At 67.6% G+C, this 24,346-nt stretch carries 23 protein-coding genes; 4 read left to right on the plus strand and 19 right to left on the minus strand.

The window, feature by feature from the left end; all coding sequences use genetic code 11:
* Window positions 1–90: 90 nt before the first annotated feature.
* Window positions 91–1,374: a tetratricopeptide repeat protein gene (locus tag WG921_RS04565; protein ID WP_340108034.1), complete on the plus strand. Its 1,284-nt coding sequence runs from the start codon at window positions 91–93 to the stop codon at window positions 1,372–1,374.
* Window positions 1,375–1,433: 59 nt separating this feature from the next.
* Here the strand turns inward: WG921_RS04565 and WG921_RS04570 are convergent, their stop codons facing one another.
* The 6 genes from WG921_RS04570 to WG921_RS04595 all read right to left on the minus strand — a co-directional run bounded on the left by WG921_RS04570 (window position 1,434) and on the right by WG921_RS04595 (window position 9,609).
* On the minus strand, window positions 1,434–2,699 hold the full coding sequence (locus WG921_RS04570) for a vWA domain-containing protein (RefSeq protein ID WP_340108035.1): 1,266 nt from the start codon (window positions 2,697–2,699) through the stop codon (window positions 1,434–1,436).
* The gene (locus tag WG921_RS04575; RefSeq protein ID WP_340108036.1) at window positions 2,699–3,610 is read right to left on the minus strand and encodes an AAA family ATPase; all 912 of its coding nucleotides are present in this window, start codon (window positions 3,608–3,610) and stop codon (window positions 2,699–2,701) included. Before WG921_RS04575 ends, WG921_RS04570 begins: the two co-directional genes overlap by 1 nt.
* Window positions 3,611–3,680: 70 nt before the next feature.
* Entirely contained in the window at window positions 3,681–5,069 is a 1,389-nt protein-coding gene (gene mgtE, locus WG921_RS04580; RefSeq protein ID WP_340108037.1) for a magnesium transporter, read from the minus strand.
* Window positions 5,070–5,165: 96 nt separating this feature from the next.
* Complete coding sequence (locus tag WG921_RS04585) at window positions 5,166–7,121, minus strand: diguanylate cyclase (RefSeq protein ID WP_340108038.1); 1,956 nt, start codon at window positions 7,119–7,121, stop codon at window positions 5,166–5,168.
* 74 nt (window positions 7,122–7,195) lie between these two features.
* Complete coding sequence (locus WG921_RS04590) at window positions 7,196–8,194, minus strand: TIGR01620 family protein (RefSeq protein WP_340108039.1); 999 nt, start codon at window positions 8,192–8,194, stop codon at window positions 7,196–7,198.
* A complete protein-coding gene (locus WG921_RS04595; protein WP_340108040.1) occupies window positions 8,191–9,609 on the minus strand; it encodes a YcjX family GTP-binding protein in 1,419 nt (472 codons plus the stop codon). Before WG921_RS04595 ends, WG921_RS04590 begins: the two co-directional genes overlap by 4 nt.
* 100 nt (window positions 9,610–9,709) lie before the next feature.
* On the opposite strand from WG921_RS04595, the gene truA reads away from it, so the two are divergent.
* Both truA and WG921_RS04605 read left to right on the plus strand, forming a co-directional pair.
* Entirely contained in the window at window positions 9,710–10,486 is a 777-nt protein-coding gene (truA, locus tag WG921_RS04600; RefSeq protein ID WP_340108041.1) for a tRNA pseudouridine(38-40) synthase TruA, read from the plus strand.
* 78 nt (window positions 10,487–10,564) lie between these two features.
* A complete protein-coding gene (locus tag WG921_RS04605) occupies window positions 10,565–10,918 on the plus strand; it encodes a cupin domain-containing protein (protein WP_340108042.1) in 354 nt (117 codons plus the stop codon).
* A 3-nt stretch (window positions 10,919–10,921) separates the two neighbouring features.
* On the opposite strand, the gene WG921_RS04610 is transcribed toward WG921_RS04605, so the two are convergent.
* The 3 genes from WG921_RS04610 to WG921_RS04620 all read right to left on the minus strand — a co-directional run bounded on the left by WG921_RS04610 (window position 10,922) and on the right by WG921_RS04620 (window position 14,024).
* The gene (locus WG921_RS04610) at window positions 10,922–11,965 is read right to left on the minus strand and encodes a phosphotransferase (RefSeq protein WP_340108043.1); all 1,044 of its coding nucleotides are present in this window, start codon (window positions 11,963–11,965) and stop codon (window positions 10,922–10,924) included.
* Window position 11,966: 1 nt separating this feature from the next.
* Window positions 11,967–13,148, minus strand: coding sequence for an acyl-CoA dehydrogenase family protein (locus WG921_RS04615; protein WP_340108044.1), 1,182 nt, complete (start codon window positions 13,146–13,148; stop codon window positions 11,967–11,969).
* 66 nt (window positions 13,149–13,214) lie between these two features.
* Window positions 13,215–14,024 (minus strand): SDR family oxidoreductase, encoded by an 810-nt coding sequence (locus WG921_RS04620; RefSeq protein WP_340108045.1) that lies wholly within the window; start codon window positions 14,022–14,024, stop codon window positions 13,215–13,217.
* Window positions 14,025–14,182: 158 nt separating this feature from the next.
* On the opposite strand from WG921_RS04620, the gene WG921_RS04625 reads away from it, so the two are divergent.
* Window positions 14,183–15,214 (plus strand): NADP-dependent oxidoreductase, encoded by a 1,032-nt coding sequence (locus WG921_RS04625; RefSeq protein ID WP_340108046.1) that lies wholly within the window; start codon window positions 14,183–14,185, stop codon window positions 15,212–15,214.
* Between the two features lie 19 nt (window positions 15,215–15,233).
* Here the strand turns inward: WG921_RS04625 and WG921_RS04630 are convergent, their stop codons facing one another.
* The 10 genes from WG921_RS04630 to fabA form a co-directional block, all read right to left on the minus strand.
* Window positions 15,234–16,007 carry an oxepin-CoA hydrolase, alternative type gene (locus tag WG921_RS04630; RefSeq protein ID WP_340108047.1) on the minus strand — a complete coding sequence of 258 codons (774 nt, stop codon included), beginning with the start codon at window positions 16,005–16,007 and terminating at the stop codon, window positions 15,234–15,236.
* Window position 16,008: 1 nt separating this feature from the next.
* Window positions 16,009–16,482 (minus strand): hypothetical protein, encoded by a 474-nt coding sequence (locus tag WG921_RS04635; RefSeq protein WP_340108048.1) that lies wholly within the window; start codon window positions 16,480–16,482, stop codon window positions 16,009–16,011.
* Window positions 16,483–16,485: 3 nt separating this feature from the next.
* Window positions 16,486–17,586, minus strand: a complete 1,101-nt coding sequence (locus WG921_RS04640) for an acyl-CoA dehydrogenase family protein (RefSeq protein WP_340108049.1) — start codon at window positions 17,584–17,586, stop codon at window positions 16,486–16,488.
* The gene (locus WG921_RS04645; protein WP_340108050.1) at window positions 17,586–18,782 is read right to left on the minus strand and encodes an acyl-CoA dehydrogenase family protein; all 1,197 of its coding nucleotides are present in this window, start codon (window positions 18,780–18,782) and stop codon (window positions 17,586–17,588) included. Before WG921_RS04645 ends, WG921_RS04640 begins: the two co-directional genes overlap by 1 nt.
* Window positions 18,783–18,836: 54 nt before the next feature.
* A complete protein-coding gene (locus tag WG921_RS04650) occupies window positions 18,837–20,039 on the minus strand; it encodes an acetyl-CoA C-acyltransferase (RefSeq protein WP_340108051.1) in 1,203 nt (400 codons plus the stop codon).
* Between the two features lie 4 nt (window positions 20,040–20,043).
* On the minus strand, window positions 20,044–20,952 hold the full coding sequence (locus WG921_RS04655) for an SDR family NAD(P)-dependent oxidoreductase (RefSeq protein ID WP_340108052.1): 909 nt from the start codon (window positions 20,950–20,952) through the stop codon (window positions 20,044–20,046).
* A complete protein-coding gene (locus WG921_RS04660; RefSeq protein WP_340108053.1) occupies window positions 20,949–21,422 on the minus strand; it encodes a MaoC family dehydratase in 474 nt (157 codons plus the stop codon). The genes WG921_RS04655 and WG921_RS04660 overlap by 4 nt, the downstream gene beginning before the upstream one ends.
* Window positions 21,423–21,684: 262 nt before the next feature.
* Entirely contained in the window at window positions 21,685–22,473 is a 789-nt protein-coding gene (locus WG921_RS04665) for an enoyl-ACP reductase FabI (RefSeq protein ID WP_340108054.1), read from the minus strand.
* The gene (fabB, locus tag WG921_RS04670) at window positions 22,466–23,695 is read right to left on the minus strand and encodes a beta-ketoacyl-ACP synthase I (RefSeq protein WP_340108055.1); all 1,230 of its coding nucleotides are present in this window, start codon (window positions 23,693–23,695) and stop codon (window positions 22,466–22,468) included. Before fabB ends, WG921_RS04665 begins: the two co-directional genes overlap by 8 nt.
* Before the next feature lie 27 nt (window positions 23,696–23,722).
* Window positions 23,723–24,241 (minus strand): bifunctional 3-hydroxydecanoyl-ACP dehydratase/trans-2-decenoyl-ACP isomerase, encoded by a 519-nt coding sequence (gene fabA, locus WG921_RS04675; RefSeq protein WP_340108056.1) that lies wholly within the window; start codon window positions 24,239–24,241, stop codon window positions 23,723–23,725.
* Window positions 24,242–24,346: the final 105 nt, after the last annotated feature.

Below are 24,346 nucleotides of genomic sequence, written 5' to 3' on the forward strand. Positions count from 1 at the left end.
GCATTGCCCCGCCGATGCGGATAAGGTTCCGGGGCGTCCATTCGGGCGCCGGCCGTTTCGATGGGCGCGAGACATGGAGAGGGACGCATCATGACGCTGCGGGACAGTTACGGAAATGCGGTTTCGGTCGGGTCCGGAGCGGCGCTCGATCATTATGATCGCGGTCTTCAGCTGTTTCTGGGATCGGAATTCGGCGCGGCGGACGCATTTCAGGCGTCCGTGGCGGCGGATGAGAGCTTCGCGCTCGGGCATGCGGCTCTGGCGCGGGCGCTGATGACGCCGGGAACGATGCGGCGGGCGAAGGCCTCGATCTCCCGCGCTCGGGAACTCGCGCCGAAGCTGGACCACCGGCAGCGCCAGCATATCGAGTGTCTCGCGCTGGTTCTTTCCGGGGAGCCGGAAAAGGCCCGGTCGCTGGTGAAGGCCCATGTCCGGGACTATCCCTGCGATGCGCTCGTCGCGCAACTCTGCACCAGCGTATTCGGGCTGATCGGGTTCTCCGGCGAAGTCGGGCGCGAGGCGGAGCTTCTCGCGTACACGTCTGCGCTCTCGCCCCACTATGGCGAGAGCTGGTGGATGATGTCGATGCACGCCATTTCACTATGCGAAACGGGGCGGGTCGCGCATTCGGCCAGATTGATGGAGAAGTCTCTCGCGCTCAATCCACGCAATGCGAACGGCGCGCATTTCAAGGCGCACGCGCAATATGAGGCGGGCGAGACGGCGGCGGGCCGGGCCTATCTGGCGGAATGGCTGACGGGGTATGACGATCGGGGGCTGTTGCACGGTCATCTGAACTGGCATGCGGCCCTTTGGGCGCTGCATGACGGCGATCTGACGACGATGTGGCGGGCGGTCGACGCTGGCGTCGGCCCCGGATCGGCGAAGGGGCTCCCGATCAATATCCTCACCGACACCGCGGCGATCCTGTACCGCGCTGAACTCGCCGGCGTTTCGGTGGATCCGGCGCGTTGGGCGGCGCTGAGCGACTATGCGGCCCGCGCCTTTCCGGATCCGGGGCAGAGTTTCGCGGATATCCATGCGGCGTTGAGCCACGCGATGGCGGGGCGCGGCGATCGTCTGGCGCTGATCGCGGAAACGACGAGCGGCTTCGCCGGCGATCTCGTGAGGCCCGTGGCGCGCGCCTGGGGGGCGATCGCGCGCGGGAACTGGTCCGCCGCCCTTGAGGATCTGGTCCCGGCGATGGGGGCGACCGAGCGTTTCGGAGGCAGCCGGGCGCAACGCGATCTTCTGGAGCTGACCTACGCGAACGTGCTTTTGAAACTGGGGCGGAGCGCGGAGGCGCGCCGGTTCCTGACCATACGCCGGCCCGTGCTCGCGGCGTCACCGCCGCTGGCGGCCTACGCCGCGTAGCCAGGCCGCGGCTTTCGCTTCAGGCGCCGCCGCGCGGGCCTTCGCGAGGTGAACGCCGCCTATTGATCCGAGGCCGTCAGGAGCCGCATCAGCCGGGCCTTGTCGCCGCCGTCATCGGGCCGGCTGAGCGCCGCTGCGAGGGATTCGAGGCTTTCGACCGAATGGGCGGCGCGAAAACTGTCCACATGCGGCAGCATCGCGCGCACGCCGCGCGCCTTTGGCGCGAAGCCGTCCCAGCGCAGCAGCGGGTTGAGCCAGATCAGTTTCCGGCAGGAGAGCCGCAGCCGCTCCATCTCCTTGGCCAGCGGGGCGGGATCGTCCCGGTCGAGCCCGTCGGTGATCAGGATCACCACCGCGCCCTGGCTGAGGATGCGGCGCGACCAGTCCCGGTTGAAGCGGCGGAGGCAGGCGCCGATACGGGTGCCGCCCTCCCAGTCCTCCGCCTCGCTCCCGACGCGCTTCAGCGCGCTGTCGACGTCGCGAAGCTTCAGATGCCGGGTGATGTTGGTCAGCCGCGTGCCGAAGGTGAGGGCGTGAACGTCCGACCAGCCCCGCCCCTTGGCGTTGGCGGCGGCGTGAAGGAAATGGAGCAGCATTCGGCTGTACCCCGACATCGACCCGGAAATATCGCAGAGCGCGATCAGCGTGGGCGGCCGTTCGCGCCGCTTGCGCATGGCCAGCGCCCTGATCTCGCCGTCTGAGCGCACCGCTCTGCGGAGCGTTCGGCGCGCGTCGATCAATCGGCCATGCGCCGCCGGTTTCGTCCGCCGCGAGGCGAGGGGCTTGATCGGCAGATCGAGGCGCGCGACGGCGCGGAGCGCGGCGGCCTGCTCGGCCAGCGTCATCTGTTCGAAGTCCTGCCTTTTCAGCCTCTCGTCGGCGGAGAAGCTGAATGCGGCGTCGATCTCGATCTCCTCCTTCTCGCCCTCCGGCTGATCGCGGGGGGCGGGCGGCTCGGCCCCGTCGAGCAGGGCTTCGGCGGCGCGCTTTTCGGCGGCTTTCGGTCTGTGCTCCTCCTCGGCCCCCCGGAGTTGCGGCATCAGCATCGACATCATGTGTTCGAGAAATTGCGGGTCGCGCCAGAAAAGACGGAAGGTCTGGCCGAACAGCTCCCGGTGCTCGGGCCGGTTGACGAGGCAGGCGTGGAGCGTCCAGTAAAAATCCTCGCGGGAGGAGAACCCCGCGGCCTCGACCGCGCGCACCGCGTCGAGAACCCGCCCCGGGCCGACCGGGAGCCCCGCGCGGCGGAGCGCGCGGGCGAAATGCGCGATATTGGCGGAAAGTTTGCCGTCGGTCCGGATCGGCAGGTCGGCGTAGCGGGCCATCAGAGCGCGTCCAGCTTGCCCTTCGCCGCGTCGAGGATGCGCTTCGCCTCGGAGCCTTGCAGCGCGGCGATGTCGTCCTGATACTTCAGGATTGCGCCCAGCGTGTCTGAAATCACCTGCGGGCTGAGCGCGATCGCGTCGAGCGCGATCAGGCATTTCGCCCAGTCGATCGTCTCGGCGACGCCCGGCCGCTTGAAAAGATCCTCGGTCCGGAGCTGCTGGACGAAGGCGACGACCTCGCGGCTGAGCGATTCGGTCGCCTCCGGCGCGCGGGCGCGCAGGATCTCCATCTCGCGGTCGAAATCCGGATAGTCGACCCAATGATAGAGGCAGCGCCGTTTCAGCGCGTCATGCACCTCGCGGGTCCGGTTCGAGGTGATGATGACGATCGGCGGCTCGGCCGCCTTGATCGTGCCAAGCTCCGGGATCGTGACCTGAAAATCGGAGAGCGCCTCCAGAAGGAAGGCCTCGAACGGCTCATCCGTTCGGTCCAGCTCGTCGATCAGCAGGATCGGCGGGCCGCCCACCTGCGGGCGCATCGCGGCGAGGAGCGGCCGCTCGGTCAGGTATTTTTCGGAGAAGAGATCGGCGGCGAGCGCATCCGGGTCCGCGCCGCCGACCGCCTCCGCGGTGCGGATCGCGATCATCTGCGCCGCGAAATTCCATTCATAGACGGCGGAGCCCGCGTCGAGGCCCTCATAACACTGGAGCCGGATCAGCCGCCGGCCGAGCGCCGAGGCGAGCGCCTTCGCGATTTCGGTCTTGCCGGTGCCCGGCTCGCCTTCGAGAAAGAGCGGCTTGCCCAGCGTCAACGCGAGAAAGGCGACCGTCGCCAGCGCCCGCCCGCAGACATAATCGGCCCCTGCGAGAAGCGCTTGCGTCTCTTCAATGGATTTCGGCGATGCGGTCATGGCCCCTCACAGGTATTTTCAACGTCGGGCAGTGGATGCCGTCGCGCCGATGAATTCAAGGGCGGCGGCGTCAAAGCAGAAACGCGCCGCCAAGCCCGAGGAAAAGATAGAATCCGGTGATGTCCGTCACGGTGGTGACGAACGTGCCCGACGCGAGCGCGGGGTCGGCCCCGATGCGCTCCAGCGTGATCGGCACCAGAATGCCGGCGAGCGCGGCGACGAACAGATTGCCGATCATGGCGGCGGCGAGGACGCCGGCCAGCATGGCGTCTTCGAACCAGACATAGCCGAGCGCCCCGATCAGGGCGGCGAAGATCAATCCGTTCGCGAGGCCGAAAAGCGCCTCGCGCAGCACCACGCGCCACATGTTGGAGGCGGTGAGGTCGCGCGTCGCGAGCGCGCGGACCGCGACGGTCAACGTCTGGGTGCCGGCGTTCCCCCCCATCGACGCGACGATCGGCATCAGAACGGCGAGCGCGACAAATTTCTGGATCACGTCGTCGAAGATCTGGATCACCAGGCTGGCGAGGATCGCGGTGAGAAGATTCACCCCCAGCCAGGGGACGCGGGAGCGGGTGATGCCCCAGATCCGGTCGGCGATGTTTTCGTCGCCGACGCCGCCGAGGCGGAGCATGTCCTCCTCGGCCTCGTCATCCATCGCCTCGACGGCGTCGTCGATGGTGATGACGCCGACGAGCCGGCCGTCTTCATCGACCACCGGGGCGGAGACGAGGTGGTATTGGCTGAACGTGTAGGCGACGTCCTCCGATGTCTGCGTCGCGGGAATCGCGCGGAAATCCTCGGACATGATCTCCGAGAGCAGCATCGGGCGCGTCGCGCCCATGATCCGGCCGACGGGAATGGCGCCGATCGGCTTCACCCCCGGATCGACGACGATGATCTCGTAAAGCGGGTCGGGAAGGTCCTCCGCCGCGCGCATCGCGTCGATCATCTGGCCGACGGTCCAGAACGGCGGCGCCTTCACCATCTCCCGCTGCATCATCCGGCCGGCGGAATATTCCGGATAGGAGAGCGACTGCTCGACGATCACGCGGTCTTCGGCGTCGAGCGCGTCGAGGACGCGGGCCTTGTGCTCGGCCTTCAGATCTTCGACGAGATAGACGACGTCGTCGGAGTTCAGCGCCTTCACCGCGCCGGCGAGCACGGCCGGATCGAGATAGGAGAGGACCTCGTCGCGGACCCCTTCCTCCAGTTCGGTGAGCGTTTCCGCGTCGAGCGTGTCGCCAATGGCGTGGATCAGCGCCGCGCGGTCGTCGCTGTCGATCTGCTCCAGAAGGTCGGCGAAGTCAGCGGCGTGGAGGCGGGCGGTGAGCGCGCGGGCGCTTTCGTGGTCGCCGGCGTCGAGCGCGCCGATGATCCGCTCGATCAGCGCGGGATCGAGCGCGTAAGCCTCGTCCGCGCGCCCGTCTGGTTCAATCTGGTCGCCGGGTTCGAGCATCGCGCCTCATGGTCTGGAGCGCGTCAAATAGCGGTCGCGGCGGCTCGGCGCCACCTCATGACCGACCATCAGGTGAAAAAACCGCCGGATCCGGCGTCAACCGGCCGCGATCACCTGATTCCGCCCGGATCCTTTCGCGCTGTAAAGCGCCTCATCGGCCGCGAGCATCAGATCCTGAAGCGACTCGCCGTCGTCCGGAATCGTCGAGAGGCCGATCGAGGCGGTGATGCTGAGCGTCTTGCTGCGATGACGCGGCCGCATCGCCTCGATCGCGATGCGGAGTTGCTCGGCCCGCTCCAGCGCGCGCTCTCGGCCGCACCCGGGCATCAGCACCAGGAATTCCTCTCCGCCATGGCGGCAGGGCACGTCCGCCTCGCGGAACATTTTCTGCAGGACCTCCGCAACCGCCCGAAGCACCGTGTCGCCGGCGTCGTGCCCGTGGGTGTCGTTGAATTTCTTGAAGTGATCGACGTCGAGCGAGATCAGGGCCGCGGGCCGGTTCTGCGTGGCGCAGCGTCTGGTCTCCCGGTGGGCGTAGTCGAGGAAGTAACGGCGGTTGTAGAGCCCGGTCAGCGGGTCGCGCGTGGATTGCTCGCGTAGAAGATCGCGCATCTTCACATTGGCGATGGCGAGGCTGATATGCTCGCCGCAGAAATTCACCAGTTTCTGGGTGTCGGTTCCCGCGGACGCCTCCAGCTCCACGCTGAGAAGGCCGACAGTGTCGCCATGGGCGATGATCGGCAGGCAGTATTGGCGTTCGAGCGGGGAGCCGTCGCGGCCCGCCGCGACGTGGTCGCAGACGATGTCGATCGTGTTGCCGCCATGGAAGTAGGGCCGCCCGCGCCGGAGCGCCCAACATGCGGAGGGCTCGAATTCCTCGACCAGAAGGTGCTCCCCCCAGGCGCAGGCGCGCTGAAGCGCGTCGCGCGCGGCGCCGTAGGTGTAGACCGCCCCGCTGGAGCCGGGCAGCAACTTGCCGAGAAAGGAGCTGACGACGGTGAGCAATTCATCGAGCGTGTCGCTCGATTGCAGCCACTCGTTGAACTCCGCGAGCATCCGCGCCTCGGTGCGCTTCGCCTCCTCGAACTTGCGGGCGTCGGCCGCCGCCGCTTCCGCGAGCTTTCGCTCGGAGATATCGCGCCCGACGATGATGAAATTGGTGTGGGCCCCCTTTTCGTCGAAAACCGGGATGATTTCCTGCTCCATCCAGTACGAGGTTCCGGAGCGCCGATAGCAGAGAAGGTCGAGCGTGGTGGACTGACGATTCCGGATCGCCTCGTCGATCTGCGCCAGTTTTCCGGGGTCGGTTCCGGGGCCGCTCAACACGTCTCGGCTGGAGCGGCCGAGGAGATCCATTTCGAGATCGAGGCTGTTATGGCGCCGATACGCCTCGTTCGCCCAGACGATGCGGTTCGTCGGGTCGGTGATGACGATCAGATCCTTGGCGTGGGCCGCGACGAGGCTGAGCCGCTTGAGCTCCTGTTGCCGGGATTCGATCAGCGCCTTCTCGCTGTTCAGCCGCGCGAGTTCCGCGCCGAGCCGCCGCTCGATCTTTTCGGCGCGGGCCTTGTCGGCCGCCAGAGACTCCGCGCTTCGCCGCATTTCGGTGACGTCGGTCAACGTGACGACATAGCCGGTGTCGGCGCGAGGGCGAAATTGCGTGAGCACGATCCTGCCGGACGGGGTTTGGTAGTCGGTCGTGATCGGCTGGGAGAGGGCCATCGCGTCCACGAGCTCCTGCACCTGCTCCGGCGTCACGCCGCCCCGTTCGACGCAGGCTTGCAGAAAGTCGTCTCTCCTGACGCCGGGATTCAGGTCGTCCGGCTCGATCTCGAGCATCGTGCTGGCGCGCTCGCTGGCCAGTTCGCATTGGCCTTTCGCATTCCAGAACATGACGCCCTGCTCGAGGCTGTCGACGGCGATCTGGATCATCGCGCGCGCCGCGTCGTCGCGGAGCAGGGCGCCGATGTCGCGCTCGCCGAGCGGGATGACGTCGGCGCTGGTCCGCGCCTTGACCACCGTCTTCGCGTTGGTTTGATCGAAATGCTTCATTGTCGCCCACCCGCGTAATTTCGCGTGGGCTCCATTCTGTCGCCAAAAGATTAACGAATCGCGGTGGCGGCGCGCTAGCGCATCGGCCAGAGCCCCTTGAGCCCGGTGGCGAGCAGCGCGGAGACGCCGGGCCGGGGCCGGGCGTGATGCGGCAGCGGCCGGCAGACCTCGATCGCCGCGACGCCGATCCGCGCGGTCAGCGCGCCGTTCGCCACGCCTTCGCCGAAGCGCCGGGAGAGCTTCGCCAGCGCGCCGCCGCCGACGGCCGGGCCGAGCAGGTCTTCGCCGACCGCGATCGCGCCCGCGGCGATCAGGTGCGCCGCCACCGCCCGCATCAGCCGCAGGGATCCGAGCCAGCCCGCGCGCCCACCATAGATGACCGCGATGGCGCGGATCATGCGCAGATTGATCGCGAGCGCGGCGATGACGTCGAGCAGCGGAAGCGGAATGATCGCCGTCGCCGCGGCGACGTCGCGGGCGCCGCGGCGCACCGCCGCCTCCGCCGCCTGGTCCAGCGGCGTCATCAGCGCCCGCTCCGCGAGGTCGATCAGCGCGTCGCCGTCGAGCGTCTCGGCCCGTTTCGCCGCCACCGTCTCCCGCTCGGCCGCGAGCTCCGCGCGGCTCCGATAGAGCTGATCGAGCGCGGAGAGCGTCGTCAGCGCCGCGGCGCGATCTCGCGTCGCGTGCGCGCGTACCGCCGCGTCGCGAATCCGGTCGATGCGCTTCAGCCGGGCGAGGCCCGCAAGTTCGCGGGCCGCCATCAGAAGAAGCGCGGCGCCGGCGAGGAGCGCCAGCGCCAGCGCCGCGCGCCCGAGCCAGAGATTGCGCGCGATCATCTCCTCCACCACCTGGTAGGCCCAGAGCCCGAGCGCCATGGTGAAAAGCCCGCCGAATCCCGCCCAGAATAGCCGCGCGAGCAACCCGAACCGGGGCGCCGCGACGCGGGCGACGGGCGGCGCATCGCTCTCCGCCCCGTCGATCTCGGGAGCTTCGGCGGGGCCGGCCGGCGCGGGAGGGAGCGATTCCAGCCCGTCTTCGATCAGGCGCGGGCCGCGGCGGGGCGTGTCGCTCATGAGAGGCGGTCTCCGATCAGGAATTCGAGCGCCCGGTCCAGCCGGATATGCGGCAGCCCCTCGCCCTTGGTGAGCGGCGGGGGCGCGAAATTCATCACATTGAAGGCGCCGTCGAGCCAGCCTCCGGCGCCTCCCTCGGGCGCGCCCGCCGCCCGGACCGCGGCGAGGATCGGCGCGGGGTCCGCCGGGAGCTCGCCGGGGTCGAGCGCCACCTCCTTGCCGGTCGCCTCGATCCGCCCGCGCACGGCGCGGAGCCCCGGCGCCTCCTGCTCCACCGTCGCGCGGAGCGCGGCGATGGCGAGCGCGTGGGTCTTCGCCCCCCGGAACGCCGCGCGCGAGACGCTCTCGGAGAGAAGCGCGGTCAGGATCGCCGTCAGCCGGTCATGCTCGGTGTGATGGAGATGGTCGGCCTTCGTCGCGGCGAAGAGGATGCGGTCGATCCGCCGCCCGAGGATCGAGGCGAGCCAGGAATTCCGCCCCGGGCGGAAGGCCTGAAGCACTTCGGTCATCGCGCCGCTGAGATCGGCGAGCGCGGCCGGCCCGTCATTCAGCGCGGTCATCAGGTCGACCAGAACCACCTGTCGGTCGAGCCGGGCGAAATGATCGCGAAAGAAAGGCTTCACCACGCTTCGCTTGTAGGCTTCGAACCGCTTGGCGAACTCCGCCTGGAGCGGGTCCCGGCCTTTCGAAGGCGGCAGGGGGCAGAAGGTGAGCGCGGGCGAGCCTTCGAGGTCGCCCGGCATCAGGAACCGGCCCGGAGCGAGACCGGAGAGCCCGGCGCGCCGGCAGGCGCCGAGATAGGCGGTGAACGCGGCGGCGAGCGGCTTGGCCGCGCTCTCGTCGAACGGGGCCGCCGTCTCGCGCGCGTCGAGCGCGGCGCGCCATTCGGCGGCGTGCGCGCGCCGGGCGGGCTGGCGCGCCGCGGCCAGCGCGCGCGCCGACCAGCCCGCGTAATCCTGCTCCAGAAGGGCGAGGTCCAGCAGCCATTCCCCGGGATAATCGACGATATCGAGATGCAGCGCGCCGGCGCCGGTCAGCCCGGCGAGGAGCCCGGTCGGCCGATAGCGGAGCGAAACGCGGATCTGGCTGATGCGCCGCGTGCTCTCGGGCCAGCGCGGCGGATCGGCGGAGAGCGCCGCGAGATGCGCCTCGTAATCGAAACGGGGGGTTTCACGGTCGGGGTGCGGCTGGACGGCGGCGGCGAGCAGCCGGCCCTCCGCCTCCGCGCGAAGCTGCGTCATCCGGCCCCGCGCCAGAAGGTTGGCGATAAGCGAGGTGATGAAGACGGTCTTTCCGGCGCGCGAAAGCCCGGTCACGCCGAGCCGGAGCCGCGGCTCGAACAGCATTTCGGCCGCGCCGTCTCGCGCTTCCTCCGCAAAGCGGATGATGTCGTCCGCGATATCGGCTACGCCCACGATCCGCTCTCCCCTCCGAGGTTTCTATATGGCGGCCCGAGGCGGCGAGGGAAAGCCCCGGGCTCTTCCCCCCGGCCCGCATCCGCGCTACGTCGCGCCGATGCCTCGCTATCGTCTCACGCTCGAATATGACGGCGCGCCGTTTTGCGGCTGGCAGCGCCAGCTGGACCAGCCCTCGGTGCAGGAGACGCTGGAGCGCGCGGCGGCGGCGCTGAACGGGGGGGCGCCTGTTCTCGCGCAGGGCGCCGGCCGCACCGATTCCGGCGTCCACGCGCGAGGCCAGGTCGCGCATCTCGATCTCGACCGGGATTGGGAGCCGTTCCGCCTGCGCGAGGCGCTGAACCATCATCTGCGCCCGGCCCCGGTCGCGGTGCTGGAGGCGGCGCGGGCGGCGGCCACGTTTCACGCCCGGTTCGACGCGCGGGAGCGCGACTATCTCTATCGCATCGTGAACCGGCGCGCGCCGCTGACATTGGCGCGGGGCAAGGCCTGGGGCGTGCGCGCGGCGCTCGACGTCGGGGCGATGGCGGCGGGGGCGGCGCATCTGATCGGCCGGCATGACTTCACCACCTTTCGCGCCGCGCTCTGCCAGGCGAAATCTCCGGTGAAGACAGTCGATGAGATCCGGGTGGAGCGGGCGGGCGAGGAGATTCTGATCCATGTCCGCGCGCGGAGCTTTCTTCACAATCAGGTGCGGAGCTTCGTCGGAACGCTGGAGCGGGTGGGCGCCGGCGCCTGGTCGCCCGGCGATGTGAAGGCGGCGCTCGACGCGCGGGATCGCGCGGCCTGCGGCCCGGTCGCCCCGCCAGATGGCCTTTACCTGATGGCGGTGCGCTACCCGGAGGAGAAGCTGGCCCCGCCCGCCCCGCACGGCTGATGGAACAACCCGTTCAGGAGGGTTGCCTGACCCGCGCCGGCGCCCATGTCGGGGGGGCAGGATGTCAGGAGAGACGCCATGCAGGCCAAACCGACGATCGTGAAGCGCGGCGAATGGGCCCGGGACCCCGAACATTGGCGCGGGCGGCTGGAGGGCGAGCGCATCGGCGCCGGGGTGACGGTGCTGTTCTTCTCGTCGGAGACGCCGGGCGCCGGCCCGAAGCTGCACGTCCACCCCTATGAGGAGCTTTTCATCATCCGGCGGGGCCGCGCGCGGTTCACCGTCGGCGACGAAGAGCTGGAGGCGGAGGCGGGCGACATCGTGTTCGGCCCGGCGAACACGCCTCACAAATTCGTCAATCTCGGCCCCGGCCGGCTGGAGACGACGGATATCCACCTCTCGGAGCGATGGATCCAGACGGATCTGGAGTAGCCGTCAGCCCTCCGTCTCGACGCACTCGATGCCGAGGCGGGCCATGCCGGGGATCTTGTCGCCCATCCGCGCGGCGGCTTCCGGGTTGGATGCGTTGCCGTCCAGGCCGCGTTTTTTCACGCCCTGAAGAATGGCGCAGATCCGGAAGAAGCTGAACGCGGTGGCGAAGGTCAGCTCGGGGATCTCGGTGAGCCCGACCCGGCGCATGTACATCTCGACATATTCATCCTCCGACGGGATGCCGAGCGCCTTGCGGTCCACGCCCGCGAGCCCGCGGCCGATCTCCCCCGGCGGCAGGCGGCCCTGCATCCGTTGATAGGCGAGGTCGGCGATCGGATGGCCGAGGGTGGAGAGCTCCCAGTCCAGAACCGCGACGACGCGCGGCTCGGTCGGGTGATAGATCAGATTGTCGATCCGATAATCGCCATGCACGATCGAGGTGCGGGCGTCATCCTGCGGAACGCGCGCCTCCAGCCATTCGATCAGCGCCTCGAGATCCGGGATCGTCTCGGTTTCAGAGGCGCGGTACTGCTTCGTCCAGCGGCTGAGCTGCCGGGCGAAATAGCTGCCGGGCCGGCCGAAATCGCCGAGACCCACGGCTTCGTAATCCACCGTGTGCAGCGCCGCGAGCACACGGTTCATGTCCTCGTACATCGCGCGGCGATGCTCGGTGGAGACGCCGGGAACCGCGGGGTCGAAGATGATGCGCCCCGGAACGCGGTCCATCACGTAGAAGACCGAGCCGGTGACGCTCTCATCCTCACAGAGAAGATGCGCCTTCGGCACCGGCACGTTCGTCCCTTCGAGCGCGGTGATCACCCGATATTCCCGATCCACGGCGTGGGCGGATTTGAGAAGCTGCCCCGGCGGTTTCCGCCGGAGCACATAATCGCCGGAGCCGGCCGTCAGGATGAAGGTCGGGTTCGACTGGCCGGTCGCGGTCTTTTCCGCGGAGAGCGGCCCCCGGAACCCCGGGAGCCGCGCGGCGAGGTAGCGCTCGACCGCGTCCAGATCGATCTGCGCGGCGGCGTTGGCCGGCCCGCTCATCTCAGACCGGCTCGTTGGTGTATTTGCGGAGCTCGGCCCGCGCGACCACCCGGCGATGCACCGCGTCCGGCCCGTCCGCGAGGCGGAGCGTGCGCTGATGGGTCCAGGCGTCCGCGAGATGCGTGTCCTGGCTGATGCCCATGGCGCCGTGCATCTGGATCGCCTCGTCGATCACCTTCAGGGAGACGCGGGGCGCGATCACCTTGATCTTGGAGATCCATGGCGCCGCGGCGCGGTTTCCGATGGTGTCCATCATGTGGCAGGTCTGGAGACAGAGCAGCTTCGCCATGTCGATGTCCATCCGGCACTCGGCGATGATGTCATGGTTCGCGCCGAGCTGCGCCAGCGGCTTCCCGAACGCCGTGCGGGAGAGGGACCGGCGGCACATCAGCTCCAGCGCCCGCTCCGCCTGTCCGATGGCGCGCATCGCATGGTGGATGCGGCCCGGCCCGAGCCGGCCCTGGGAAACCTCGAACCCGCGGCCGCGGCCGAGGATCAGGTTCTCCTTCGGCACGCGCACATTGGTGAACCGCATGTGCATGTGGCCGTGCGGCGCGTCGTCATTGCCGAACACCTGCATCGGGCGCACCACTTCGACGCCCTTGGTCCCGGCGGGAACGACGATCATGGAGTGGCGCCGGTGCTTGTTCTCGTGCTCGGGGTCGGTGTTGACCATGACGATGTAGACCTTGCAGCGCGGATCGCCCGCCCCGGAAGCCCACCATTTCTCGCCGTTGAGCACCCACTCGTCCCCGTCTTCGACGCAGGACATGGAGATGTTGGTGGCGTCGGAGGAGGCGACGTTCGGCTCCGTCATCAGATAGGCCGAGCGGATGTCGCCGTTCATCAGCGGCGCCAGCCATTCCGATTTCATCTTTTCGGTGCCGTACCGCTCGAACACCTCCATGTTGCCGGTGTCGGGAGCGGCGCAGTTGAAGGTCTCCGGGCCAAGCTTCGACTTGCCCATCTCGGCGGCGAGATAGGCGTATTCGACCGTGTTGAGCCCATAGCCGCGCTCGCTGTCGGTCAGCCAGAAATTCCAGAGATTGCGGGCCTTCGCCTCAGTCTTGAGGTCGTTCAGAATCTCGAGCTGCCGATCGGTGTGATGAAACCGCCCCTTGGGATGGCGGCCGATCTCGCTCTCGAACTCCTCCTCGACCGGATAGATCTTTTCTTCGAGCATCTTCCCGACTGCTTCAAGTAGCGGCTTAACCTTATCGCTGACGCCGAGGTTCATATTGTCGTCTCCTTAAAACAGATCTTTGACGGTTTCGACATGAATGCCGCCGTCTACGGGGATGATCGCGCCGGTGATGTATGCGCCGGCGCGCGAACAGAGAAAAATCATCAGGCCGGCGATATCGTCAGGCGCGCCGATGCGTCCGAGCGGGGTCTTCGCGCCGATCCGGTCGCGGTTCTCGGCGTCGGCGGTGGCGAACGCGGTCATGTTGGACTGGAACGGCCCCGGCGCGATCGCGTTCACGGTGATCCGCTTCTGCGCGAGCTCGGTCGCGAGAATCTGCGTCATGTGATGCACCGCGGCCTTGGAGGCGGAATAGGAATAGGCCCCGCCCGCGACCGGGATGGTGCCCATCACCGAGCCGACATTGACCACGCGCGCCGGATCCTCCTGCGTGGCGGCCGCCTCCAGCAACGGCGTGAGCCGCTGGGTGAGCGAGAAGAGCCCGGCGACGTTCACGTTCATCACCTTGCCCCAGGCGCTGTGCGGGAATTGGCCATAGGGCTTCCCCCAGGTCGCGCCGGCGTTGTTCATCAGGATGGGAAGGGCGTCCACGCGGCCTTCGACCTCTTTCGCCAGGGATTCGATTCCCTCTTCGGATCCGACGTCGCCGCCGAAACCCTCAACCTCGCCCGGCAGGCCGAGCGCGTTGATCTCCTTCGCGGTCGCTTCGCACATCTCGCTCTTGCGAGAGGCGATCAGAACGCGCGCGCCGGCGCCGGCGAGGCCGGTCGCGGCCATCCGGCCGATGCCGGTGGCGCCGCCGGTTACGAGCGCGATCTTGCCCTCGAGGTTGAAAAGGTCATCCACTACGCGCATGGGCGATCATCCTTGAGAATTTAACTTTTGGCGGAGCCTAGCCGCCGCGCGCCGTGGTGCAAGCCCCGATCGCCCCTTCGCTGAAATTGACGCGGGGGGAGGCTGGTGGCCGGGCGCCGCTCTGGATAAGGTCCCGAAGAAGAAATGGAGAACGGATCATGTCTAAGAATCACGAAATTCTGCTCGCGTCGCGGCCTGTCGGCGCGCCGACCGCCGAGAACTTCACCTATCGCGAGACGGCGCGGCCGAAGGCGGGGCCGGGCGAGGTGCTGCTGCGCCTGCTCTGGCTTTCGGTCGACCCGTACATTCGCGGCCGGATGAACGAGGGCAAGTCGTATGCGGCGCCGCTCGTGGTCGGCGAGCCGATCGTGTCGGGCGGGGTCGCGGAGGTGATGGAATCGAACAATCCCGCCTTTCCCGTCGGCGCTCATGTGTCGGGGCGGATCAAATGGGCCGAATGGCAGACCCATGACGGCGAGGATCTGACGCTGCTCGACCCGGCGGACGGTTGGACGAAGGATCGGCTGTCCTACGCGCTCGGCGTTCTCGGAATGCCGGGGATGACCGCGTGGGTGGGCCTGAACGTGCACGGGAGGCCGAAGAAAGGCGAGACCATCGTCGTCTCCGCGGTGACCGGCGCGGTCGGCTCCGTGGTCGCGCAACTCGCCAAGCGGCGCGGACTTCGGGTCGTCGGGGTCGCCGGCGGGCCGGAGAAATGCGCCTACGCGGTGGAGACCCTCGGTTGCGACGCCTGCGTCGACCATCGGGACCCGGAGCTGAAGGCGAAGCTGGCGGCGGCCTGCCCGGACGGCGTGGATATCTATTACGAGAACGTGGGCGGCGTCACGCTCGCGGCGGTGATGCCGTTGATGAACTTTTTCAGCCGCATTCCGGTTTGCGGCATGATCAGCCAGTACAACGCCACCGGCCCGGCGGAAGGCCCGGACAGGCTGGGCGCGATGTGGCGGTCGATCCTCACCAACCGGATCTCGGTTCGCGGCTTCATCGTCTTCGATCATGCGGATCGGGCCAGCGATTTCATGGCCGAGGTCGCGCCGCTGGTCGCCTCCGGCGAGATCAAGACCCGCGAGACGGTCACGGAAGGGCTGGCGAGCGCGCCTGAGGCGTTCATGGCCCTGCTCTCGGGCGGGAATTTCGGCAAGGCCGTGGTGAAGGTGGCCGAAGCCTGACGGCCTGAGCGCGGCGCCTTCAAGCGCCGCGGAAATTCGCCTTCCGCTTTTGGAGGAAGGCCGCGGCGCCCTCGATCCCTTCGGGGGCGCCGAGAGCCGCGGCGATGCTTGTCGCCTCGGCTTCGAGCTGCGCTTCGAGACCAGTTTCTTCCGCGGCGCGGATCAGCCGCTTGATTTCGGCCATCGCGTCGGCGGGGCCGTCAGACAGATCCGCCGCCCAGGTCAGCGCGGCCTGAACCGGCTCGCCCTCAAGCCGGTTGACCATGCCGAGCTGATGCAGACGCGCGGCGTCGACCCGGCCGCCGGTCAGCGCCATCTCGGCCGCGAAATGGCGGGGCAGGGCGCGGGTGAAGAACGCCGTCGCGCCGCCATCCGGCGTGATGCCGATCTTCACATAGGCGAGCATGAAAAAGGCGGTGGGCGCGGCGACGATCAGGTCGCAGGCCGCCGCGAGCGAGGCGCCGGCGCCCGCGGCGCCGCCCTCCACCGCCGCGATCACCGGACGCGGGCAGGCCCGGATCGCGAGGATCAGCTCATTCAGCCGGTCCACGCCCACGCGCCGTTCGGCGGGCGAAAGCTCATGCGCGACGGCGAGCCGCCTCACGTCGCCGCCGGCGCAAAAGAAGCCGCCGGCGCCGGAGATCACCACCGCGCCGATATCGGCCGCCGACGCGCTCTCGATCGCGGGGATCATGGCGTCGTAAAAGTCTGAGCCGAACGCGTTTCGCTGCTCCGGCGCGTTGTTCACGAGATGCAGAACGCGCCCCTCGCGATGTGTGAGAACCCGGGTCATTTCAGAGCCTTTCCCGCTTGACGGCGTTGTCCACGTCGACGCCCGCATCCGTGAGTTTGGCTCTCGCGGCGGTCAGCGTCTCCTCCGTGAAGCTCTGGGGATGGCGGAGCGCGATCGCCTCGAAGGTGAGGTCGGGGTGGCCGCTTTCGACAAGGAAGTCGAAACCGGCCGTCAATTCCGGCTTCGCGGCGATATCCTCGATGCATTTCACCGCGCCGTCGCGTCGATGCTTCAGGCGGGTGCGGCTGAGCCGCGTCGTCTTGCCGTTGGCGAGCGTCCGCACCTCTTCGGCCATGGTGACGGCCTCCCAGAAGTCGCGTTCGATCGGCTCGTCGAATTCCTGTCCCGCAAGTTCGGCGATCCTGACCTGGCAGGCGGTCACGAGCTCCGGCCGGCCCAGCCGGTCCGCGTTGCGGATGATGCCGCGGAGCCGGACGGGATCGTCGAAATCGGCGGGATCGGGATCCTTGGCCATGTCTCAGGCCGCCAGGGTCATGAAGCGGGCGAGATGGAAATCCTCGTCGCCGAGTTGGTGGTCGATCATTGTCAGCCTCTTGGCGAAATGCGGCGCGGCGTATTCCCAGGTCATGGCGATGCCGCCATGCAGCTGGATCGTCTCCTCGGACACCAGCCGCCCGACGCGGCCGACGATGTTCTTCGCCGCCGAAAGCGCGCGCTCGCGCTCCGGGCGCGGCGCCTCCAGCATCCCGGCGGCGAGCATGGTGAGCGAGCGCGCCTGTTCGATGGCGATCACCATCTCGACCATCCGGTGCTGGAGCGCCTGGAACTTGCCGAGCGGGACGCCGAACTGCTTGCGGGTCTTCAGGTAGTCGAGGGTGAGGGTCTTGCAGACCTCCATCGCGCCGAGCGCCTCGGCCGACAGCGCGAGAACGCCGCGCCCGAGGGTCCGCTCCAGCGCCGCGTAGCCGCCCTCCGGGTCGCCGAGCGGCTCGCCCGGGGCGCCGTCGAAGGTGAATTCGGCGGCGTGGCCGCCATCCACGGTGGCGAAGGCGCGCATCGCGGCGCCCGGCCCTTTCGGGTCGACCAGCCAGAGTCCGATCCCCGCTTCGTCGGCCTCATCGCCGGAGGCGCGGGCCGAGACGATCAGGCGATCGGCCGTCCCGCCGTTCAGCACCACCGATTTCCGGCCGGTGATCTTTCCGCCCTTCGCCTGGCAGGCGACGCGGCTCATCTCGTAGCGGCTGCCGGGTTCGGTGTGCGCGAGGGCGAGATGAAGCGCGCCGCCGATCACCGCCTCCAGCATGTCGTCCTTGCCGGCGCCGATCAGCGGCGTCGCGCCGAGGATCGCGGTGGCGAGGAAGGGCTCCACCACCAGGCCGCCGCCGAGCGCCTCGAAGACCACCATGATGTCTTCTCCGCCGCCGCCGAAGCCGCCGGCTTCTTCCGGCAGGAGCGCGCCGACGGCGCCGAGCTCGGCGAAGCGGGTCCACATTTCGGGGTCGAACCCGCCCTCCATCGCCGCGGCGCCGTGCCGGGTCGGAAGGTCGTATTTTTCACGGACGAACCGCGTGAGCGTGTCCGCCAGCATCCGGCGTTCTTCGGAAAGCGTGAAATCCATCAGAGACCGAGCCCCATTTTCGAGATGATGTTCTTCTGGATCTCGTTCGAGCCGCCGTAGATCGAGACCTTGCGCATGTTGAAATAGGTCCGCGCCGGAAGCATCGCCCCGTCGGGGCCGATCGGCTCCTCGTTCCAGCCTTCGTCGAAGCTTTCGGGGACGAAGGGCGCCGCGTGCGGGCCGAAGGCGCGGCGCATGAGGTCGGTCAGCTCCTGCCGGACCTCCGTGCCGCGGATCTTCAGCATCGAGCTTTCGACGCCGCCCGCCGCGCCGCCGCCCGCCGCGGCGAGGATGCGGAGATTGAAGATATCCATCGCCATCAGGTCGATCTCCACCTTGCCCATGCGGGCGGCGAAGAACGGATCCTCACGGAGCGGCTTGCCATTGGCCTTCAGCCGCTTCGCGGCGGATTTGAGATGCTCCATCGCCTGGCGCGAATAGGCGGCGCCGGCGATGCCGGTGCGCTCATAGGTCAGGAGATATTTGGCGAGGGTCCAGCCCTTGTTCTCCTCGCCGACGAGGTTCCCGGCGGGCACCCGCACATCGGTGAGGAAGACCTCGTTCACCTCATGCTCGCCATCGAGCGTGATGATCGGGCGAACCTCGACGCCGGGCGTGTCCATCGGGATCAGGAGGAAGGAGATCCCCTCCTGCGGTTTGCCGTCCTTTTTCGTGCGGACGAGGCAGAAGATGTGATCGGCGATGTGGCCGAGCGTGGTCCAGGTTTTCTGACCGTTGACGACATAGTGGTCGCCATCCCGGACCGCCTCGGTCTTCAGCGAGGCCAGATCGGAGCCGGAGCCGGGCTCGGAATAGCCCTGGCACCACCAATGTTCGGAGGTGAGGATCTTCGGCAGGTAATGATCCTTCTGCTCCTTGGTTCCGAACTTGATCAGCACCGGCGCCAGCATGTTGACGCCGAAAGGAACGATGCGCGGCGCGTTGGCGAAGACGATCTCCTCATGGAAGATATGCGCCTGAACCGGGGTCCAGTCGGCGCCGCCATATTCTTTCGGCCAGTGCCAGGCGAGCCAGCCCTTGGCGTTCAGCAGGTCATGCCATTCGACGAGATCCGCTTTGGTGAGGCGCTTGTTCTCAGCCACCTTCTCTGAAAGGCGCGGCGAGAGATGTTCCGCGAGATAACCGCGCACCTCGTCCCGAAACGCCTGCTCTTCCGCAGTGTAGCTCAGTTCCATCTCGTCCTCCCGCCGGAGAGCCGCCGCCTTGTCGAGGCGGCGGCGGGTTCAGTCTTATGCGACTTCGAAAAGCCCGGCGGCGCCCATGCCGCCGCCGCAGCACATGGTGCTGACGATGTATTTGGCGCCCCGGCGCTTGCCTTCGATCAGCGCGTGGCCGACCATCCGCGCGCCGGACATGCCATAGGGGTGGCCGATGGAGATCGCGCCGCCGTCGACATTGAGCTTGTCGTTGTCGATGCCGAGATGGTCGCGGCAATAGAGCACCTGCACCGCGAACGCCTCGTTCAGCTCCCAGAGATCGATATCGTCGATCGTCAGCCCGTGCGCCTTCAGAAGCTTTGGCACGGCGTAGATCGGACCGATGCCCATCTCGTCCGGCTCGCATCCGGCCGCCATGACGCCGCGGAAATAACCGAGCGGCTCAAGCCCGCGCTTCGACGCCTCCTTCGCCTCCATCAGCACCGCCGCGGAGGCGCCGTCCGACAGCTGCGAGGCGTTGCCGGCGGTGATGTGCCGGCCTTCCCTGATGACCATGCCGTCCTTGAACACCGGCTTGAGGCCCCGAAGCCCCTCGAGCGTGGTCGACGGGCGGTTGCCCTCATCCTTCGAGAGCGTCACCTCGCGGTCGAGGATCTCCCCGGTTTCCTTGTTCTGGAACTTCATCACCGTCTTCATTGGGACGATCTCGTCGTCGAACCGGCCGGCCTCCTGCGCCGCGGCGGTGCGCATCTGGCTCTGATAGGCGTATTCGTCCTGCGCATCGCGGCTGATGCCGTAGCGCTCGCCGACCGTCTCCGCCGTCTCAAGCATCGACATGTAGAGCGCGGGCAGCCGCTCCATCAGCCATGGGTCGCGGGTGTTGTCCGTCCGCTGATGTTCGTTCTGGACGAGGCTGATGCTCTCGCCCCCGCCGCCCACGGCGACCTGGAGCCCGTCGACGATGATCGATTTCGCCGCGGTGGCGATGGCCATCATGCCGGACGAGCATTGCCGGTCCATGGTCATGCCGGAGACGGTGACCGGCAACCCGGCCCGCATCGCCGCCTGCCGGCCGAAATTGTGCCCGGAGGAGCCCTGCGTCAGGGCGTTGCCCATGATGCAGTCCTCGACCTCGCCAGGCTCGATCCCCGCGCGCTTCACCGCGTGCTCGATGGCGTGGCCGGCGAGCGCCTGGGCCGTGGTGGCGTTGAACGCGCCGCGATAGGCCTTGCCGATCGGGGTGCGGGCGGTGGATACGATAACGGCTTCTCTCATTGAATCACTCCTTTACGCCATGGGCCGCGATGGCTTTGGCGGCGTATTTATGGGTCTGTTCGAAGGCGCCTTGCAAAGCCTTGGCGCCATCCATGCTGCTGATCTCGTCGAACTTGGCGGCGACTCCTTCAGGCGTCAGGTCGTCGCCGGTCAGGATCACGCCTTCCGTCTCGAAAAGATAGGTCCGTGCGAAACATCCGCCGCCAGCGCAGAGGATGGTCCGTTTCGGCCCGTCCTTCGAGGCGAGGAAGAGGACGCCGGGAGAGATCGATTCCGGCGTCAGCAGCTCTTTCTCCGCGTCGGAGAAGAGCTTCTCCGTCATTTGCGTCACCGCGGTCGGCGACAGCGTGTTGACGGTGATGTTGTATTTCTCGCCCTCGATCTGGAGGACGTTCATCAGGCCGATCATGCCCGCCTTGGCGGCGCCGTAATTCGCCTGTCCGAAATTTCCGTACATCCCGGAGGAGGAGGTGGTGAAGACCAGCCGGCCGTAGTTCTGATCGCGCATCACCGGCCAGACGGCGCGCGCGCAATTCGCGGTGCCGATCAGGTGAACGTCGATCACTTTCTCGAAATCGGGCATCTCCATCTTCGCGAAGCTCTTGTCGCGAAGTATCCCGGCGTTGGCGACCAGCACATCGACCCGGCCCCAGGTTTTCATCGTCTCCGCGACCATCGCCTCGACGGCCGAGAAGTCGGAGACATCGGCGCCGTTGGCGATCGCCTCGCCGCCCGCGTCCCTGATCTCCTTCACCACGGCTTCGGCCGCGGCGCTGGAGCCGCCGGCGCCGCCCCCGAGATCGTTGACGACGACCTTCGCGCCCTTCGCCGCGAATTGCAGCGCGTGGGAGCGGCCGAGCCCCGCCCCCGCGCCGGTGACGATGACGACCTGTCCGTTGAAACTTATGCTCATGCCTTCTCCATATAGACACGCCCGATCCATTCGGCGAACAGAGCGGGCTTCTCCTCGCCTTCGATCTCCACCGTCACCGCCTGAGTGTATGTGACCTGGCCGGGAACGCTCTCATCCAGCTTCAGCAATGTGAAGCGCCCGCGGATGCGTTTTCCGGCGCGCACCGGCGAGAGAAATCGAATCTTGTCGAAGCCATAGTTCACTCCCATCGCCACGCCTTTCAGCGACGGCCCGGATTCATAGACCATGGTGGAAAGCAGCGAAAGCGTGAGGAACCCGTGCGCGATGGTGCCGCCGAAGGGCGATTTCGCCGCAAGCTCCGGGTTCACATGAATGAACTGATGATCGTCCGTGACCTCCGCGAAACGGTCGATCATCTCCTGGGTGACTTCGATCCAGCGCGACACGCCGATCTCAGCCCCGAGAAGCGCCCGCAACTCGTCAAGCGAGCGTCTGCTCTCGAAAACCATGTCTTCTCCATATCTTCGGGCGCCCGCCACGCGCGGGCCTCGCCCCATATTGACAGACTTGACGTGGGGTGACGCAAGGCCAAAGAGCGACGCGGCGCCACAATATGAGGCGCGGCCCGGACGCCTCGCGGCAGTCTTACGCCGATCGCGTGCGATTTCACAGTCGGATCCCGATCGTCGCCATGCATGGCCCGGCCGATCCCGCCCATGCGCAGGCCGGCCTAGAGGGTGAAGCGGCCGGGCGCGGCGCGCTCTGCGAGGGTCAGAAGTTCGCCGGTTGGGCCATCCCGGTGATGTGATAGCCGCCATCGACGAAAATCACGTCGCCGGTGGAGCCTGCGCCAAGGTCGGACAGAAGATAGAGCGCGGCGCCGCCGATGTTCTCCAGCGTGGCGTTGCGGCGGAGCGGCGCGTTTTCCTCGGTCTGCTTGTAAACCTTTCGCGCGCCGCCGATGGCGGAGCCGGCGAGCGTGCGCATCGGGCCGGGGCTGATGGCGTTCACCCGGATCCCGGCCGGGCCAAGGTCATTGGCGAGATAGCGCACCGACGCCTCCAGCGCCGCCTTGGCGACGCCCATGACGTTGTAATTCGGCATGACGCGCTGCGCGCCGAGATAGGTCATGGTCACGAGCGAGCCGCCTTCCGGCATCAGCGCGGCGGCGCGGCGAGCGACGTCGACAAAGGAGAAACATGAGATCTCCATCGACCGCACGAAGTTCTCGCGCGTGGTGTCGGCGTACCGGCCGGTAAGCTCGCGCTTGTCGGAATGGGCGATCGCGTGGACGACGAAATCGAGCTGTCCCCATTCCGTCGCGAGCCGGTCGAACGCCATATCCATCGAGGCGCCGTCGGTCACATCGACATCGACGAGAAAATCCGACCCCACGCTCTCCGCCAGCGGCGCGACGCGGCGCCCGAACGCCTCCCCCTGATAGGAGAAGCCGAGCGCGGCGCCCTCGGCGGCCAGCGCCCGCGCGACGCCCCAGGCGATGGAATGATCGTTGGCGACGCCCATCACGAGGCCGCGTTTGCCTTTCATGAGATCAGCCATGAAAGCGGCTCATGATCAGCGTGGCGTTGGTGCCGCCGAATCCGAAGCTGTTCGACATCACCGTGTCGAGGCCGGCGTTGTCGACGCGCTCCACCGCGATTTCGCCCGGTCTGATCGCCGGATCGAGGGTGTCGATATTCGCCGAGGCGGTGATGAAGTCGTCCTTCAGCATCAAAAGGCAGTAGATCGCCTCGTGGACGCCGGTGGCGCCCTGCGAATGTCCGGTCAGTGACTTGGTGGAGCTGATCGGCGGCGTCTCCCCTTCGCCGAACAGACGGCGCACGGCCTCGACCTCGGGGAGGTCGCCGACCGGCGTCGAGGTGCCGTGGGCGTTGATGTAATCGATCTTCCGCTTCTCGGCCATCGAGTCCAGGGCGAGGCGCATGCAGCGCTCGCCGCCTTCGCCTGAAGGGGCGACCATGTCATGGCCGTCCGAGGTCGCGGCGTATCCGGTGACTTCGGCGTAGATCTTCGCGCCGCGCGCCAGGGCGTGCTCGAGCTCCTCCAGCACGACGACGCCGCCGCCGCCGGCGATGACGAACCCGTCCCGCGCGGCGTCGAACGCGCGCGAGGCGCGCTCCGGGGTGTCGTTGTATTTGGAGCTCAGCGCCCCCATCGCGTCGAAGAGGCAGGAGAGGGTCCAGTCCAGCTCCTCACCGCCGCCGGCGAAGACGATGTCCTGCTTGCCCCACTGGATCTGCTCGACGCCGTTGCCGATGCAATGGGCCGACGTGGAGCAGGCCGAGGTGATCGAATAGTTCAGCCCCTTGATCCCGAATGGCGTGGCGAGGCAGGCGGAGTTGGTCGAGGACATGCAGCGGGTGACCATGAACGGCCCCATCCGCTTCGGCGAATTCTTCTCCAGCACGATCTGATGCGCGGCGAAGAGGTTCTTGGTCGAGGGGCCGCCGGAGCCCATGATCAGCCCGGTCCGCTCGTTGGAGACCTCGTTCTTCTCCAGCCCACTATCGGCGACCGCCTGCTCCATGGCGATGTAGTTGTAGGCCGCGCCGTCGCCCATGAAGCGGAGCTGGCGCTTGTCGATATGGTCGGCGACGTTGATGTCGGGGCGGCCCTCCACATGGCTGCGAAAGCCGCGCTCGGCGTAGGCCGGCGCGAAAGAGACGCCGGAGCGCCCCGCCTTCAGCGAGGCGGTCACCGCCTCCGCATCCGTTCCGATCGACGAGACGACGCCGATTCCGGTGATCACGACGCGACGCATAGACGTCTCCTTTCGTGGGGCCGGCCCTCAGGCTGGCGCTTCATCCTTGAACAGGCCGACCCGCATGTCCGTGGTCGTGTAAATCGGCTCGCCGTCGGCCTCCATCACGCCGCTGGCGATGCCCAGCTTCAGCTTTCGGTCGATGATCCGCTTGAACTCCACCGTGTAGCGGATGAGCTTCACTTTCGGCGTCACCATGCCGGAGAACTTCACCTCGCCGACGCCAAGCGCGCGCCCGCGGCCCTGAAGCCCCTTCCAGCCGAGGAAAAATCCCGTGAGTTGCCAGAGCGCGTCGAGCCCGAGGCAGCCCGGCATCACCGGGTCGCCGAGAAAATGGCACTGGAAGAACCAGTTGTCCGGCTTCACGTCGAACTCGGCGACGATCCGGCCCTTGCCGTTCGCGCCGCCGTGCTCTTCTATCGCCGTGATCCGGTCCATCATCAACATGGGCGGCGCAGGAAGCTGCGGATTACCGGGGCCGAACAGCTTCCCGCGCGCGCAGGCCATCAGCCCTTCGAAATCGTAGCTGGTTGCGCGTTCGGTCATAGATCGGTTCCTTGATGCGGCCGCGCGGCCTGCGCCGCAGTCTGAATCGGGGCGGCCAAAGTCGGGATCGTCCCTATCATCGGCGCGGCGGCTCACGCAAGCGTC

Source organism: Paludibacillus litoralis (assembly GCF_037646705.1).
Lineage (GTDB): Bacteria > Pseudomonadota > Alphaproteobacteria > Rhodobacterales > Rhodobacteraceae > Pikeienuella > Pikeienuella litoralis.

Bases quoted from the DNA above. Each gene is read 5' to 3' on its own strand.
- WG921_RS04565 (WP_340108034.1), top strand. From the start codon at position 91: ATGACGCTGCGGGACAGTTACGGAAATGCGGTTTCGGTCGGGTCCGGA.
- WG921_RS04570 (WP_340108035.1), bottom strand. From the start codon at position 2,699: ATGGCCCGCTACGCCGACCTGCCGATCCGGACCGACGGCAAACTTTCC.
- WG921_RS04575 (WP_340108036.1), bottom strand. From the start codon at position 3,610: ATGACCGCATCGCCGAAATCCATTGAAGAGACGCAAGCGCTTCTCGCA.
- mgtE (WP_340108037.1), bottom strand. From the start codon at position 5,069: ATGCTCGAACCCGGCGACCAGATTGAACCAGACGGGCGCGCGGACGAG.
- WG921_RS04585 (WP_340108038.1), bottom strand. From the start codon at position 7,121: ATGAAGCATTTCGATCAAACCAACGCGAAGACGGTGGTCAAGGCGCGG.
- WG921_RS04590 (WP_340108039.1), bottom strand. From the start codon at position 8,194: ATGAGCGACACGCCCCGCCGCGGCCCGCGCCTGATCGAAGACGGGCTG.
- truA (WP_340108041.1), top strand. From the start codon at position 9,710: ATGCCTCGCTATCGTCTCACGCTCGAATATGACGGCGCGCCGTTTTGC.
- WG921_RS04605 (WP_340108042.1), top strand. From the start codon at position 10,565: ATGCAGGCCAAACCGACGATCGTGAAGCGCGGCGAATGGGCCCGGGAC.
- WG921_RS04610 (WP_340108043.1), bottom strand. From the start codon at position 11,965: ATGAGCGGGCCGGCCAACGCCGCCGCGCAGATCGATCTGGACGCGGTC.
- WG921_RS04615 (WP_340108044.1), bottom strand. From the start codon at position 13,148: ATGCTCGAAGAAAAGATCTATCCGGTCGAGGAGGAGTTCGAGAGCGAG.
- WG921_RS04620 (WP_340108045.1), bottom strand. From the start codon at position 14,024: ATGCGCGTAGTGGATGACCTTTTCAACCTCGAGGGCAAGATCGCGCTC.
- WG921_RS04625 (WP_340108046.1), top strand. From the start codon at position 14,183: ATGTCTAAGAATCACGAAATTCTGCTCGCGTCGCGGCCTGTCGGCGCG.
- WG921_RS04630 (WP_340108047.1), bottom strand. From the start codon at position 16,007: ATGACCCGGGTTCTCACACATCGCGAGGGGCGCGTTCTGCATCTCGTG.
- WG921_RS04635 (WP_340108048.1), bottom strand. From the start codon at position 16,482: ATGGCCAAGGATCCCGATCCCGCCGATTTCGACGATCCCGTCCGGCTC.
- WG921_RS04640 (WP_340108049.1), bottom strand. From the start codon at position 17,586: ATGGATTTCACGCTTTCCGAAGAACGCCGGATGCTGGCGGACACGCTC.
- WG921_RS04645 (WP_340108050.1), bottom strand. From the start codon at position 18,782: ATGGAACTGAGCTACACTGCGGAAGAGCAGGCGTTTCGGGACGAGGTG.
- WG921_RS04650 (WP_340108051.1), bottom strand. From the start codon at position 20,039: ATGAGAGAAGCCGTTATCGTATCCACCGCCCGCACCCCGATCGGCAAG.
- WG921_RS04655 (WP_340108052.1), bottom strand. From the start codon at position 20,952: ATGAGCATAAGTTTCAACGGACAGGTCGTCATCGTCACCGGCGCGGGG.
- WG921_RS04660 (WP_340108053.1), bottom strand. From the start codon at position 21,422: ATGGTTTTCGAGAGCAGACGCTCGCTTGACGAGTTGCGGGCGCTTCTC.
- WG921_RS04665 (WP_340108054.1), bottom strand. From the start codon at position 22,473: ATGGCTGATCTCATGAAAGGCAAACGCGGCCTCGTGATGGGCGTCGCC.
- fabB (WP_340108055.1), bottom strand. From the start codon at position 23,695: ATGCGTCGCGTCGTGATCACCGGAATCGGCGTCGTCTCGTCGATCGGA.
- fabA (WP_340108056.1), bottom strand. From the start codon at position 24,241: ATGACCGAACGCGCAACCAGCTACGATTTCGAAGGGCTGATGGCCTGC.